14 protein-coding genes are annotated in these 14,426 nt (G+C 60.3%); 3 read left to right on the top strand and 11 right to left on the bottom strand.

Annotation, left to right across the window (positions count from 1 at the left end):
* Positions 1 to 11: 11 nt before the first annotated feature.
* The 3 genes from GGD46_RS00255 (at position 12) to GGD46_RS00245 (ending at position 2,939) form a co-directional block, all read left to right on the top strand.
* Positions 12 to 1,064 carry a type III polyketide synthase gene (locus GGD46_RS00255; RefSeq protein WP_184700659.1) on the top strand — a complete coding sequence of 351 codons (1,053 nt, stop codon included), beginning with the start codon at positions 12 to 14 and terminating at the stop codon, positions 1,062 to 1,064.
* Positions 1,064 to 1,561, top strand: coding sequence for an isoprenylcysteine carboxyl methyltransferase family protein (locus tag GGD46_RS00250; protein ID WP_184702174.1), 498 nt, complete (start codon positions 1,064 to 1,066; stop codon positions 1,559 to 1,561). Before GGD46_RS00255 ends, GGD46_RS00250 begins: the two co-directional genes overlap by 1 nt.
* 130 nt (positions 1,562 to 1,691) lie before the next feature.
* On the top strand, positions 1,692 to 2,939 hold the full coding sequence (locus tag GGD46_RS00245) for an NAD(P)/FAD-dependent oxidoreductase (RefSeq protein ID WP_184700657.1): 1,248 nt from the start codon (positions 1,692 to 1,694) through the stop codon (positions 2,937 to 2,939).
* Positions 2,940 to 2,942: 3 nt separating this feature from the next.
* Here the strand turns inward: GGD46_RS00245 and GGD46_RS00240 are convergent, their stop codons facing one another.
* The 11 genes from GGD46_RS00240 to GGD46_RS00190 all read right to left on the bottom strand — a co-directional run bounded on the left by GGD46_RS00240 (position 2,943) and on the right by GGD46_RS00190 (position 14,364).
* Positions 2,943 to 3,476: a gluconokinase gene (locus GGD46_RS00240; protein WP_184700655.1), complete on the bottom strand. Its 534-nt coding sequence runs from the start codon at positions 3,474 to 3,476 to the stop codon at positions 2,943 to 2,945.
* 73 nt (positions 3,477 to 3,549) lie between these two features.
* Entirely contained in the window at positions 3,550 to 4,503 is a 954-nt protein-coding gene (locus GGD46_RS00235) for a peptide ABC transporter ATP-binding protein (RefSeq protein ID WP_184700653.1), read from the bottom strand.
* Entirely contained in the window at positions 4,500 to 5,516 is a 1,017-nt protein-coding gene (locus GGD46_RS00230) for an ABC transporter ATP-binding protein (protein WP_184700651.1), read from the bottom strand. The genes GGD46_RS00235 and GGD46_RS00230 overlap by 4 nt, the downstream gene beginning before the upstream one ends.
* A complete protein-coding gene (locus GGD46_RS00225; RefSeq protein ID WP_184700649.1) occupies positions 5,516 to 6,409 on the bottom strand; it encodes an ABC transporter permease subunit in 894 nt (297 codons plus the stop codon). The genes GGD46_RS00230 and GGD46_RS00225 overlap by 1 nt, the downstream gene beginning before the upstream one ends.
* Before the next feature lie 9 nt (positions 6,410 to 6,418).
* Positions 6,419 to 7,423, bottom strand: a complete 1,005-nt coding sequence (locus GGD46_RS00220) for an ABC transporter permease subunit (RefSeq protein ID WP_184700647.1) — start codon at positions 7,421 to 7,423, stop codon at positions 6,419 to 6,421.
* A gap of 89 nt (positions 7,424 to 7,512) precedes the next feature.
* The gene (locus tag GGD46_RS00215; RefSeq protein ID WP_184700645.1) at positions 7,513 to 9,108 is read right to left on the bottom strand and encodes an ABC transporter substrate-binding protein; all 1,596 of its coding nucleotides are present in this window, start codon (positions 9,106 to 9,108) and stop codon (positions 7,513 to 7,515) included.
* 340 nt (positions 9,109 to 9,448) lie between these two features.
* Complete coding sequence (gene rirA, locus GGD46_RS00210; protein WP_184700643.1) at positions 9,449 to 9,937, bottom strand: iron-responsive transcriptional regulator RirA; 489 nt, start codon at positions 9,935 to 9,937, stop codon at positions 9,449 to 9,451.
* A gap of 120 nt (positions 9,938 to 10,057) precedes the next feature.
* On the bottom strand, positions 10,058 to 11,161 hold the full coding sequence (locus GGD46_RS00205; RefSeq protein ID WP_184700641.1) for a M48 family metallopeptidase: 1,104 nt from the start codon (positions 11,159 to 11,161) through the stop codon (positions 10,058 to 10,060).
* A complete protein-coding gene (locus GGD46_RS00200) occupies positions 11,133 to 12,200 on the bottom strand; it encodes a YjgN family protein (RefSeq protein WP_184700639.1) in 1,068 nt (355 codons plus the stop codon). Before GGD46_RS00200 ends, GGD46_RS00205 begins: the two co-directional genes overlap by 29 nt.
* A 178-nt stretch (positions 12,201 to 12,378) precedes the next feature.
* Positions 12,379 to 12,726, bottom strand: a complete 348-nt coding sequence (locus tag GGD46_RS00195; RefSeq protein WP_184700637.1) for a VOC family protein — start codon at positions 12,724 to 12,726, stop codon at positions 12,379 to 12,381.
* 141 nt (positions 12,727 to 12,867) lie between these two features.
* Positions 12,868 to 14,364, bottom strand: a complete 1,497-nt coding sequence (locus tag GGD46_RS00190; protein WP_184700635.1) for a CoA-acylating methylmalonate-semialdehyde dehydrogenase — start codon at positions 14,362 to 14,364, stop codon at positions 12,868 to 12,870.
* Positions 14,365 to 14,426: the final 62 nt, after the last annotated feature.

Raw genomic sequence — 14,426 nt, 5'->3', positions numbered from 1 at the left:
AGGAGACCCCCGTGACCGATACCGTCAAACTTTTAAGCCTCGCCGTGGCAACGCCCGACAACATCATCCTCCAGACGGATGCCGCCGAGACGGCAAGCCGGCTGTTCTCGGATCGATTTCAGGACTTCAAATATCTCGCCCGCGTGTTCGAGAGCACCGGCATTCGCAAGCGCCATCTGGCGCGGCCGCTTTCCTGGTTCGAAGAGCCGCATGGCTGGCAGGATCGCATGGGCGCTTACGCGGAGGTCGCATCCGAGCTTTTCCGCCGGACCGCAACCTCGGCGCTGCAACGCGCCGGCATTGACGCCGGAGAAGTCGATTGCATCGTCACGGCCTCATCGACCGGGCTAGCGACTCCGAGCCTCGAAGCGCGGCTGGCCGGAGAGCTGGGTTTCCGCTGCGATATCGAGCGCGTACCGATCTTTGGGCTTGGCTGCGCGGCAGGCATCTCCGGTCTTGCCGTCGCGACGAACATGGCAAAGAGCCGGCCCGGCGCGGTCGTGCTCTTCGTTGCGATCGAGCTCTGTTCGCTTGCCTTTCGCCTGGACGAACTGACACGGCCCAACATCATCGCGACCGCGCTGTTCGGCGACGGCGCCGCGGCCTGCGTGCTGCGCACTGGGGACGGCGGCATTGCGGAAATCGTATCGACGGGCGAACACCTCTTCCCCGACAGTCTCGGCATCATGGGCTGGAAGATCGACGACACGGGCTTCGGTATCGTGCTGGAGCAATCGCTGCCTACCTTTGCGGAGGCGCATTTGAGAGGCGCGGTCGCCGGTATCCTCGAGCGAGCCGGACTCTTGATATCCGACATCGACCGCTTCATCTGTCATCCCGGTGGAGCGAAGGTGCTGGCGGCACTGGAGGCGGCCCTCAGCCTGAAGGAAGGGTCTCTCGATATCGAGCGGGAGGTTATCGGCGACTACGGCAACATGTCTTCGCCGACGGTGCTGTTCGTCCTCGAACGGGCGATCGCGGCAGGCCTGCCGCGACTTTCAGCGCTGCTAGCCCTTGGCCCCGGCTTCTCGGCAAGCTGCATCACGCTGAAGAGGGTTTCATGATGCTGTGGCCGTCGATCGCACTCTTGAGCTTCGTAACGCTGCAACGTTTGGCGGAGCTGGTCTATGCCAGACGCAACACCGTTGCCCTTCTGGCCCGCGGCGGCAGGGAATGCGCATCCGAACACTATCCCCTGATGGTGGCGATGCATGCGGCCTGGCTGCTCGGATTGTGGTTGCTGGCGATCGGCAGACCGGTCGCGCTTGGCTGGCTTCTTCTGTTCATGTTGCTGCAGGGCCTGCGTCTCTGGGTTCTGGCAACGCTGAAGGAACGTTGGACGACCCGGATCATCATCCTGCCGTATGCCCCTCTCGTGGAGGGAGGTCCCTATCGTTTCCTCAACCATCCCAATTATGCTGTTGTCGCCGGCGAGATCGCCGTGCTGCCGCTTTGCTTCGGCTTGCCGCTCTACGCAGTGCTCTTCTCGCTCTTGAACGGCATCATTCTTGCGATCCGCATTCGCGCCGAAAACGCCTGTCTGAAACAGACTGTGACCTGACTACATTTTTCGTTTGCACCATCGAAATTTGGCAGGCATTTTCGATGCTTAGAGCGCTGTTCACGCAATGGTAGCCAACCTTCGGCTGGGCCGCGCTACCATGCAACGAATATGCGAATAGCAGGACAAAATGACAAAGGACGCAATCGTTCTCGGCGCCGGCATCGTCGGCGTTTCGACGGCAATCCATCTGCAGCGGCGGGGGCGCCAGGTCGTCCTCGTCGACCGCAAAGAACCCGGTCGAGAGACGTCCTTCGGCAATGCCGGCCTCATCCAGCGCGAGGGCGTGGTGCCCTATGGTTTTCCGCAGCAACTCGGCCTGCTGCTGCGCTATGCCCTCAACAATCGTGTCGATGCGCATTATCATCTGCGCGCCCTGCCCTCACAGCTCGCCTTCCTGGCCCGCTACTGGTGGAATTCGAATACCAAGCGCCATCAGATGATCTCGCGCGCCTATGCGCCTTTGATCGAGCACTCCATCAGCGAACATCACGACCTTATCGAAGCCGCGCATGCCGAAGACCTCATTCGCAAGGACGGTTGGCTGGAGCTCTACCGCTCGAACGAGAAGCGCGATGCGGAATTTGCCGAGGCGGAACGCCTCAACCGCGAATTCGGTATCAGTTACGAGGCTCTGAGCAGCGCGGAGATCGCGACGGCAGAGCCGCATCTGAGGGGCAATTTTTCTGGCGCCCTGCGATGGCGCGACCCGTGGTCGGTGCTCGATCCGCACGGACTGATATCAGCCTATCGCCGTTACTTCGAGAGCATCGGCGGCCGCGTGACGACCGGCGATGCCGTTTCGCTCGGCATGTCGGGATCTGCCTGGAGAATGGTGACGGCTGAGGGATCCATCGAAGCGGAAGATGTCGTCGTCGCACTCGGTCCCTGGGCCGATCTGGTCACGAAACGCTTCGGTTATGCCTTCCCGCTCGGTGTGAAGCGCGGCTATCACATGCACTATGCCACCGAAGGCAATGCCGTCCTCAACAACTGGATGGCGGATGCCGAAAGCGGCTATCTGCTGGCACCGATGAGCCGCGGCATCCGGCTGACGACCGGCGCCGAATTCGCGCGGCGCGATGCGCCGAAAACGCCAGTACAGCTCGCCCGCGCCGAGGCGCTTGCGCGCGCCGCCTTCCCGCTTGGCGAAAGGCTCGATCCTGAGCCGTGGATGGGCGCCCGCCCCTGCACGCCGGACATGATGCCGATCATCGGAAAGGCGCCGCGGCACAACGGCCTGTGGTTCGCGTTCGGCCACGCCCATCATGGGCTGACGCTCGGCCCGGTAACCGGCCGTGTGCTTGCCGAACTCATAACCGGCGAGAAGCCGCTCATCGACATCTCAGCCTACAGCCCAAACCGGTTTGCGCCGTGAGCTTTAGTTCGAGAGAATAGCCTGGAGATTCCTGACGGAAGCATCGACGATCGCCGCGACCGTATCGTCGATGTCGACGGTTACGACGCCGGGTTCGCCGGTCGGCACTTCCAGCGTCTGCAGCTGGCTTTCGAGCAGCGATGCGGGCATGAAATGTCCCTTGCGCTCGCCCATGCGCTTCGTCAGCAGCTCCTTCGAGCCGTGGAGATAAATGAAATAGAGATGGCCGCCGGCGGACGCTCGCAACCGCTCGCGGTAGGTCCGCTTCAGCGCCGAGCAGGAAACGGCGATGCCTTCCCCCTTGGCCAGGCTTGCGGCGATTTCCTGGCCGATCTTTTCGAGCCAGGGCCAGCGATCCTCGTCGGTGAGCGGAATGCCCTTGCTCATCTTCTCAACATTGGCCGCCGGATGCAGCGCATCGCCTTCGATGAAGTGAATGCCGAGCCTGGCTGCGACACCCTCGCCGATCGAGGATTTGCCGCTGCCGCTCACGCCCATCACGATGATGGCGAGAGGAGTATCCTGATTATCCTGCATCGGGCCTGTCCGGAATGATTGAACTGAATCGGGCATGGTCGCTTTGCCAGCCATGCCCGATTCGCAACTTGGATCAATCCAGCGGAAAGAAACAGGAAAATTTGTGCGAGCCATCGCCCGCCAGTTCCGGCGCGACCTGCCGGCACTTGTCCTGAGCGCGCCAGCAACGCGGATTGAAGTGGCAGCCGGTCGGAGGGTTGAGCGGCGACGGCAGCTCGCCCTGCAGGCGGATGCGGTTCTTCTCGCGGTCCGGATCGGCGATCGGCGTCGCCGACAGAAGCGCTGCCGTATAGGGATGGCGCGGACGGCTGAACACCTCTTCGGCGGTACCGGTTTCGACCGGGCGGCCGAGATACATCACCATCACGTCGTCGGCGATATGGCGGACGACGGAAAGGCCGTGCGATATGAAGAGATAGGCGAGGCCCATCTCCTTCTGCAGGTCCATCAGAAGGTTCAGAACCTGCGCCTGGATCGACAGGTCGAGCGCGGAAACCGGCTCGTCGAGCACCAGCACCTTCGGCCGCAGCATCAGGGCGCGCGCAATGGCGATGCGCTGACGCTGGCCGCCGGAGAACATGTGCGGGTAGCGATCATAGTGCTCCGGGCGCAGGCCGACACGCGCCATCATCTCCTCGGCCTTGCGGCGGCGGGTGGCGGCATCATCATCGGTATTGATCTTCAGTGGCTCTTCCAGGATGGAACCGACCTTCTGACGCGGGTTGAGCGAGCCATAAGGGTTCTGAAACACGATCTGCACGGCGCTGCGCAGGCTGCGGTCGCCAAGCCGCGCCGGCTTGCCATCGATCAGCAATTCGCCCGCCGTCGGATTTTCGATCATGGTGACCAGGCGGGCAAGGGTCGACTTGCCGCAGCCGGATTCGCCGACGACGGCCAGCGTGCGGCCCGACTGCAGGCTGAAGCTGACGCCGTTCAGCGCCTTGACGGTCGCCTCCGGTTTGAAGCTGCCGCGCTTGATGGTGTAGAAACGGGCGAGATCGCGCCCTTCGAGAACAGCGCCGGTCATGCGGCACCTCCTGCAGATTGCGTGGCGGCAATGCCGGGATGACCGAGCGGCTTGCCATGTTCCAGCGGATAGTTGCAAAGGGTCAGGCCGAATTCAGCGCCCTGGCGCGTGACGCCCTTATCGCATTCCGGCGTGGCGAAGGAGCAACGGGGCGCAAAGAGACAGCCCGTCGGCCGATCATGCTGACCGGGAACGACACCCGCGATCGACGGCAGACGCTCGCCGACTTCGGCGCGCTCCGGCAGAGCCGAGAGAAGTGCCGCCGTATAGGGATGATGCGGATCACGGAACAGCTCCTTGACCGGCTGTTCCTCGACCTTCTGGCCGGCATACTGCACCTGAACGCGTTCCGCCGTTTCGGCGACCACACCCATGTCATGGGTGATGAGCACGAGCGCCATGCCCTGTTCCCGCTGCAGGCGCACGAGCAGATCGAGGATCTGCGCCTGGATGGTCACGTCGAGCGCGGTGGTCGGCTCGTCGGCGATCAGGAGCTTCGGATTGCAGGCGAGCGCCATGGCGATCATGACGCGCTGGCTCATACCGCCCGACATCTGGTGCGGGAAGTTTGACAGGCGATCCTCTGGTGCGGGGATGCCGACGAGATTCAGAAGCTCGATCGAGCGTTCGCGGCGCGCCTTGCGGTCGAGGCCCATATGGATACGCAGGGTCTCACCGAGCTGGAAGCCGACCGTGAAGCACGGATTGAGGCTCGACATCGGCTCCTGGAAGATCATCGCCATGTCCTTGCCGATGATCTTGCGGCGCTGACGGGCGGAGATACCGCGAAGGTCTTTGCCATCGAACATCATGCGGTCGGCGGTGATCTTTGCCGTCCAGGGCAGAAGTCCCATCATGGCAAGCATGGAGACCGACTTGCCGGAGCCGGATTCGCCGACGATTGACAGGATTTCTCCCTTGTCGCATGTCAGCGAGACGCCATCGACAGCCCGGAACAGGCCGGACGAAGTCTGGAATTCAACGGATAGATTTTCAATATCGAGGAGTGCCATTACGACCTCTTCAGCTTCGGGTCGAACGCATCGCGCAGGCCGTCGCCCATCAGATTGATGGCGAGAACCGTGATCAGGATGCAGAGACCGGGGAAAGTAACGAGCCAAGGGTTGCTCTGGAAGAATTCACGCGAGTCCGCGAGCATCGTGCCCCATTCCGGCGTCGGCGGCTGGGCGCCCTGGCCGAGGAAGCCGAGTGCCGCCGCATCGAGAATGGCGGCCGAGAAGGCAAGCGTGCCCTGCACGATCAGCGGCCCAAGGCAATTCGGCAGGATCGTCTTGAACATCAGCCGCAGCGACCCGGCGCCGGCGACGCGCGAAGCGATGACATATTCCTTGTCGCGTTCGGTCATGACCGAAGCGCGTGTCAGGCGGACGAAATGCGGCTGGTTGACGATGGAGATCGCAATCATGGCGTTCGTCAGGCCAGGCCCGAGGATTGCCACCAGCACCAGGGCGAGCAGCAGCGACGGGACGGCAAGGATGATGTCCATGATGCGCATGATGATCGTGTCGGTACGGCCACGCACGTAGCCGGCGACGAGGCCGATCAGGATACCGGCGAGCGCCGAAAGCGAGGCGACCACGAGACCGATGAACAGCGAGAACCGCGTGCCATAGATGAGGCGCGACAGCAGATCGCGGCCGTTGGCGTCGGTGCCGAGCAGGAAGCTGCTGTTGCTGCCCTGTACCCATGCCGGCGGCAAGCGCTGCATGTCGCTGCCGTAGGCGACATCGGGATTATGCGGCGCCACGACGCCGGCGAAGATCGCCAGGAACAGAACGAAGAGGAAGATCACAAGGCCGATGACGGCGCCCTTGTTGCGAGAGAAGTAATACCAGAACTCCGCGAGAGCGGAAGGACGGTCGGTTTTGACGCTTACCGTGCTCATGGACCGCTCCTAGTGACGAATGCGTGGATTGACGAAGCCGTAGAGCAAGTCGACAGCGAGATTGACGAGCATGACGATACCGGCGATCAGAAGCAGGCCACCCTGCACCACCGGATAGTCGCGCTTGAAGACTGCATCGATCATCCATTTGCCGATGCCCGGCCAGGAGAAGATGCTCTCCGTCAGAATGGCACCGCCGAGCAGCACGCCGACCTGGAGGCCGATCGTGGTGACGACCGGGATCATGGCGTTGCGCAGCGCATGCACGGATACGACGCGCAGAGGCGAAAGACCCTTTGAGCGCGCCGTGCGCACATAATCTTCACCGAGCACTTCGAGCATGGCGGAGCGCGTCTGGCGCGCGATGACGGCGAGCGGGATGGTGCCAAGCACGATCGTCGGCAGGATCAGCGAATTGAAGGCGGACCAGAAGGCACCCTTCTGACCGGACAGAAGGCTGTCGATCAGCATGAAGCCGGTGATCGGCTTGAAGAAATAGATGAGGCCGATGCGGCCAGAAACCGGCGTCCAGTGCAGATAGCCGTTGAAAACGATAATCAGCAGCAGGCCCCACCAGAAGATCGGCATTGAATAGCCGACCAGGGCGACGCCCATGACGCTCTGGTCGAACCAGGTCCCTCGCTTGACGGCGGCGAACACGCCGGCCGGGATACCAAGACAGATCGCCAGGATCATCGCACAGATCGACAATTCGAGCGTGGCCGGGAAGAAGGTCAGGAAGTCCGTCAGCACGTCACGCTTGGTGGTGATCGAGGTGCCGAGGTCGCCTTGCAAGGCGTTCCAGACATATTTGCCGTACTGAACGACCATCGGCTGGTCGTAGCCGAGATCATGCGAGATCTGCGCGTGGCGTTCCGGCGACATGACGCGCTCGCCCGACAGCAGCATCACTGGATCGCCAGGAAGCAGGCGAATGAAAGAAAAGGCAACGATCGACACGCCAAGGAATGTCGGGATCAACACCGCAAGGCGGCTGAGAAGAAATCGCAACATGACAGTTGTCCAAATTTTTCCGGCGGTCAGACAGAGTGTCTGACCGCCGGGTCGCCCGGTCCTAGCCGGGCATTCTCACAGATTTTTTGTTATTCGGCGATATCGACGCCGTCGAAGCGGTGAACGCCGAGCGGATCCTGGAAGTAGCCGGTGACGTTCTTCGTCATTGGCATGAAGACTTCGGAGTGATCGATCGTCATCCATGGTGCTTCGCGCTTAAAGATGACCTGGGCCTGTTCATAGAGCTTGGTGCGCTCCTTGACGTCAGCCGTCTGCTTGGCCTTCTTCACCAGATCGTCGAATTCCTTGTTGCACCACTGTGCACGGTTGTTGCCACCGACGGCATCGCAGCCGAGCAGTGTGTCAAGGAAGTTGTCCGGATCGCCGTTGTCGCCGGTCCAGCCGAGGATGGCCGCACCGTCGCGGTCCTTAGCGGAGGAGAGCTTCAGGTACTGAGCCCAGTCATAGGTGACGATCTCGACCTTGACGCCGATCTTGGCCAGATCTGCCTGCATCAGCTCGGCAGCGCGACGCGCATTCAGCATGTAAGGACGCGAAACCGGCATAGCCCAGATCTTCATGCTGAGACCCTTGACGCCAGCCTTTTCAAGCAGCTTCTTGGCTTCGTCCGGGTTGTAGGCGTCGTCCTTCACTTCCTTGTTGTAGGACCACATGGTCGGCGGGATCGGGTTGGTGGCAACCTTGGCAGAGCCCTGGAACACGGCGTCGACGATGGCCTGCTTGCTGACGGCCATGTTGAGCGCCTTGCGCACTTCGACCTTGTCGAACGGAGCAACCAGCGTGTTATAGGCGAGGTAGGAAACGTTCAGACCAGCCTGCTCGAGAACATTGAGGTTCTTGTCGGCCTTGAGGTCCTTAATATCGGCCGCGTTCGGGTACGGCATGATGTTGCATTCGCCAGACTTCAGCTTCTGCGCGCGAACGGATGCGTCCGGCGTGATTGCAAAGACGAGATCGTCGATCTTTTCCTTGCCCTTGAAGTAGGTTTCGTTTGCCTTGTAGCGGATGACGGCATCAGGCTGGTAGGCAACGAAGGTGAACGGGCCGGTGCCCAGCGGCTGCTGGTTCATCTGCTCCATCTTCTTGTCGGCCTGCAGCTTGTCTGCATATTCCTTCGACAGGATCGAGCCGAAGTCCATGGCCAGGTCGGCGAGGAAAGGCGCTTCCGGGCGGTTCAGCACGAACTTCACGGTGAGGTCATCGACCTTCTCGATCGACTTGATCAGCTTGGGGAAGCCCATGCCGTCGGCGTATTCATAAGAACCGCCAGCGACGTACTTGGCCCAGGGGCTGTCTGCGCTGATCTGGCGCCCGATGGCGAAGATGACATCATCGGCGTTGAGGTCGCGCGTCGGCGTAAAGAAATCGGTGGTCTGGAACTTCACGCCCTTGCGGAGCTTGAACGTATATTCCTTGCCATCGGGGGAAACGGTCCAGCTTTCGGCAAGGCCCGGCTCGATCTCGGTGCCACCGTGCTTGAATTCGACGAGACGGCTGTAAACGGTACGCGAAGAGGCGTCGAATGTATTGCCTCCCGTGTACATTCCCGGATCGAAGCCTTCCGGCGAGCTTTCCGAGCAATAGACAAGTGTTTTCGACCAGGCGGACGTTGCCATGACCGAAGCCAAGGCTGTCACTGCCAGCAGGGCAGAAATCTTTTTCATGATATCGTTTCCCAGATTTGTTATTCTTTTGAAGCCGTGGATACCCCAGAGGTTCCCATTCGGATCGCGCCGATGGAACTTTATTTTATGTTTGAAAGCAACAAGCCCCGCCTAAATTTTTTCCAATTTTCCGAGTTTGGAAATTTTCGGCCGAAAAAACCTCTGAATTGGTAATTTTCTGCCAGATTTTTGCGTGATTTTATCAGATTCAGGACGATTTCATGCTTTCTCGTGGCGAGATGCCGATCATCCAAGGCCGCCATACGGGCCTCAAAAAACAAAAATCCGCGGCTGCCGGTGGCAACCACGGATGGAAAGCGCTCTGCAACTCGAAGCAGAATCAGGCAGCGGGAGCGGCGACCGAAGGCTTCTTCGCAATTGCCCGGTGATCCTGATCGGTCAGGCCGAGCAGGAAATTGATCTGCGGGCGGGCCTTGACGAGATCGTCGATGGAATATTGCGTCAGCACGTCGAAGAAGGCGTTCAGTGCCTTGCGCAGTGCCGAGTTGAGACCGCAGCTGTCGACCAGCGGACATTCCACGACGCCATCCTCGAAACATTCCGCCATGGCGAAGCTGTCTTCGGTAACGCGGACGACGTCGAACAGGCTGATGTCGGTCGCGGGCTTGCCGAGGCGAACGCCGCCATTGCGGCCACGAACGGTTTCGACAAGGCCCGCCTTGGTCAGCGGCTGCAGGATTTTGAACAGGAACAGCTCGGATACGCTGTACGCTCTAGCAATTTCCGGGATACGGCTCAGGTGTCCGTCATTGGCGGCGCAATACATCAACATGCGCACGGCGTAATTGGTCTGTTTCGTCAAACGCATGCCAATCTCCTGGAATCAAGGCCGCTTAGGGGGTTGGACCGTATATAGTGGCTTTCTTAGTTTTGAACAATTCCAAAATATGAAATTAATATTCAGCTTATCTCGTCGGCCCAAAAGTTCCTATCCGCTCGGCTGCCTTCCCTTGGCCTCCAGCTCCCGGACATAGTCGAGGATCGCCTGCTTGCGCTCTGGCGTGCCCGGATGGGTCGAGAGCATGCTGGTCTTGTCGTGATCGTTGAGCTTCATCTCGAGCAGATCGAAGAAGCGTGACAGCGCCATTGGATCTTTACCGGCCGCCCGCATCAACTCCACCGAACGACGATCGGCCTGGGCCTCGGCTTGCCGGGAGTAGGACAGCGCAAGAAGGCCGCCGCCCTGCGTGAGGATATCCTGCACGCCGGAGCCGACGTCGCCAGCGATCAGAAGCACGAGACCGGCAACACCCGCAGCAGTGTAGAGTTGGCGGAGACTGTGCTTGTATTCGACATGACCGATCTCGTGGCCGAGCACGGCATTGATCATCTCCTTGTCGCTTCCGGCAAGCTCTACAAGCTGATCGGTGAGAACGAGATTGCCATCCGGCAGCGCGAAAGCGTTGGCGCCAATGAGGCCGCCATCGCGGAAATTCAGGTGATAGCGGTTCGCGCCGCCCTGTGCGTTTGAAGCTATCCTGGCGAAATCGTCGCGGATTTCCGTTTGCTCCGCCGCAGACAGCTTGCTGGAACTGAAAGTGACTTGGTCCAATGTCTTCATTGTTCCCGCCGACATCATTTCCGGCACTACCGGCGGCGTCACCAGCACGGCCACTTCCACCAACGCCGGCAAGGCGTAGCGATAGATGACGGAGGCAAGAACCAGCACCGCCAGGATGAAACCGATCAGCCTCGGGCGCACGATCTCAAGGTTATGAATGACGCCGCTGCGCCCCTCTCCACGGCTCCGCAGATAGGTGTCGATTGCGTCGTTATCTCGGGTTTCGAAAACAGATTCATTTCCGAAAGCGATACGGCGCGGAACGGAGCCGACGCGCTGACTGATCTCGATATCGGAGCGAACGCCCCAGACGAGTCGCCTGTTCTCCTCCCCGTCCTCATTCGACACCACAATCAGCGAGCCGCCGACATCCAGCAGCCGGGCGGGAACCTCCCGGCTCGAATGCGGCGGATGCCAAACACCCGTCGCGATCGTTTCCGGCTCAGAAGCCAAAGTCGAATCCATCGACATCGAGATATTCCGCGCTGATCGCGCTGCCGGTCGAGCGGATTTGATCGAAGACGACGCCGATCTCGCCGTCGACATGGACCGCGGTATGCTCGGTGAGAAAACGCTGCATGCGTACGGCCGCCCAGGGGCGCATCAATCCGAGGGTTACCAAGGTAACAACGACGTTGGAAATCGCGATCCACGCATAGCGCCGGCGACCGAGATCACTTCTGAGCTGATGGCGGCGGTCAATCGTTGCGGCCGACCAGATGATGTTGCGTACCGCGGCGCGGTAGTAGAGGCCAGCCAATATGTAAATCGGGAAAACAAGCACAATCATCCAATGCCACAGGCTGATGCTGCCCATTCCCCAGCCCATCGAATTTCCGCCGAAACCGATCATGGCGGCGCTGAAAAACCCCAAGACCACGACAGCCGCAAGTATGATCGCAATTGCGGTAATGAGTGCCTCGTAAAGCGCGCCCAACCGCGGCTCTGTCGCGAAAGGCCGATCACCATATCGAAGATTGTCGAAGACATATTTATAAAACCAGCGACTGGCGATCGGGGACAGAAGCCCGACCGAAACCACCGTCACCAGGGCACCGAGGAAGATGGCTTTAAACGCGCCACCATAGGTGCCTACGAAATCGAAGCGTACATTGCGGTAGCTCGTAACCCGCGCGTTGAACCTGAGGCCGCGCATGAGGAACCATGGGAATATCACCAGCATGATGGGCCAGACCACCAGCAACGCCAGCGGTGCGGCATGCGACAAGATATTTATGACAATGAGAAAGCCGAACACGATCAGCCGACCGATGAGGATCTGCTTGCCCTTGGCGTGATATTCGAAACTGTGGTCCAGAAGAACCGTATTCCCATAGAAGTATCGATTGCGCCGCACCTTCGCCCAGGCCGAGTAAATGCCCAGGGTGATGATGGTCAGCAGGATATTGACGATCCAGATACCAAAATACTCGGAAGCATTGCCGGTGAAGGAAGCCCGCTGGAAAAAGCGGCGTCCACCCGCCGGATCGTGTTGCTCGACAGCTGCCATATTTGTAATCCCCTACCCCACAAGAGGACGAGCTTGCCCGAGCGCGCCAAAAGGCATCGATCGCCGGGGATGTGCTGCGCTACACATCGCTCGCCTTACCGTTGCACTTGAGAGCAGGAAAACCGGCACCGATCAATGGAAAAATGATGGCGCGCCATTCTAGACGGCTGGTGGACACTCAGGGTGTAGCAACCCATACCGCCATTTCGCAGCCGCCCGGCTCGCGGAAATGAAAGCGCCGGCCGCCGGGAAAATCGAAAGCGGGACGGGTTATGACGCCGCCTGCAAATTCGACCGCCCGCTGTGCTGCCTCGAGGTCGGAGGTCCGCACCACGGGCAGAGGGGCTCCCGCGGCCTCGCCAGCATCTCCGTCAATACCCGCAGCGATACCGGCTGCTTCGATCACATGGTAAGTCGGCCCATAGCTGATAAAGCTCCAGTCGAAGGCCTCCTCAAAGAAGCGGCGGGTCTTCAGGCCGTCTTTCGACGGAAATTCGAGATAGTCGATCTGATAGGTCGCGGACATCTTGGTCCTCCCGTTGTTCTCTTTTTGTTCTAGTCGAAAACGACGGCCTAGACAAGATGACTCTATCGAAAACAAACGCAATAAAAAACCGCCGCCCGAAATATCCCGGACGGCGGTCGATATTGGCGATGGCGCTAGGGCTTACTTCATCGTAGGCATGACGAATTCGGCACCATCCTTGATGCCGGACGGCCAGCGGGCGGTGATCGTCTTGGTGCGCGTCCAGAACTTGATCGAGTCCGTGCCGTGCTGGTTGAGATCACCGAAGCTCGAAGCCTTCCAGCCGCCGAAGGAGTGGTAGGCAAGCGGAACCGGGATCGGAACGTTGACGCCGATCATGCCGATATTGATGCGCGAGGCGAAATCGCGGGCCGCATCGCCGTCACGGGTGTAGATGGCGACGCCGTTACCGTATTCGTGCTTCATCGGCAGTTCGAGCGCTTCTTCGTAGTTCTTGGCACGGACGACGGACAGAACTGGCCCGAAGATCTCGGTCTTGTAGATGTCCATGTCAGGCTTGACGTGGTCGAACAGCGTGCCGCCGACAAAGTAGCCGTCTTCATAGCCCTGCAGCTTGAAGCCGCGGCCGTCAACGACGAGTTTGGCGCCTTCTTCGACGCCACGGTCGATCAGGCCGGTAACGCGGTTGTAGGCGTCCTTAGTGACGAGCGGGCCGAGATCGGCCTTGTCGTCGGTATAGGGGCCGATGCGCAGCGATTCGATCTTCGGAACCAGCTTTTCAACGAGACGGTTGGCCGTGTCTTCGCCGACCGGAACTGCGACCGATACCGCCATGCAACGCTCGCCGGCCGAGCCGTAACCGGCGCCCATCAGAGCGTTGACGGCCTGGTCCATGTCGGCGTCGGGCATGATGATCATGTGGTTCTTGGCGCCGCCGAAGCACTGGGCGCGCTTGCCGTTCATAGCGGCCGTACCATAGACGTAGCGGGCGATCGGCGTCGAGCCGACGAAGGAAACCGCAGCGATATCCGGATCAGTCAGAATGGCGTCGACGGCAGTCTTGTCACCGTTGACGACGTTCAGGATGCCTGCCGGGAGACCGGCTTCGATCATGAGTTCGGCCAGGCGGATCGGCAGGGACGGATCACGCTCGGACGGCTTCAGGATGAAGGCGTTGCCGCAGGCGATCGCAGGCGCAAACATCCACATCGGGATCATGCCCGGGAAGTTGAACGGCGTGATGCCGGCGCCGACGCCGACCGGCTGGCGGATGGAGTACATGTCGATCGAAGGGCCTGCGCCTTCGGTGAACTCACCCTTCTGCAGGTGCGGAATGCCGCAGACGAATTCGCAAACTTCCAGGCCGCGGATGATATCGCCCTTGGAATCTTCAACCGTCTTGCCATGCTCCGAGGAGAGCAGGGTCGCCAGCTCATCCATATTCTGGTTCAGCAGTTCGACGAACTTGAAGAAAACGCGGGCGCGGCGCTGCGGATTGGTGGCCCCCCATTTCGGCTGCGCGGCCTTGGCGTTTGCGACAGCTGCGCGCAGCTCATCGACGCTGGCGAGTGCTACCGTTGCCTGCACTTCGCCGGTTGCTGGATTGTAGACGTTGCTGGTGCGTCCGCTCGTGCCGGCGACGCGCTTGCCGCCGATGAAATGACCAATCTCACGCATGGATGTGCCTCCTCGTTTTCTTCGATGGCTACAGGATGGCACTTCAATTTGCACAAATCAAT

Source organism: Martinezella lusitana, assembly GCF_014207095.1.
Taxonomy (GTDB): domain Bacteria; phylum Pseudomonadota; class Alphaproteobacteria; order Rhizobiales; family Rhizobiaceae; genus Rhizobium; species Rhizobium lusitanum_B.
The sequence above is the reverse complement of the archived record's forward strand: the minus strand, read 5'-3'. Positions and strand labels throughout refer to the sequence as shown.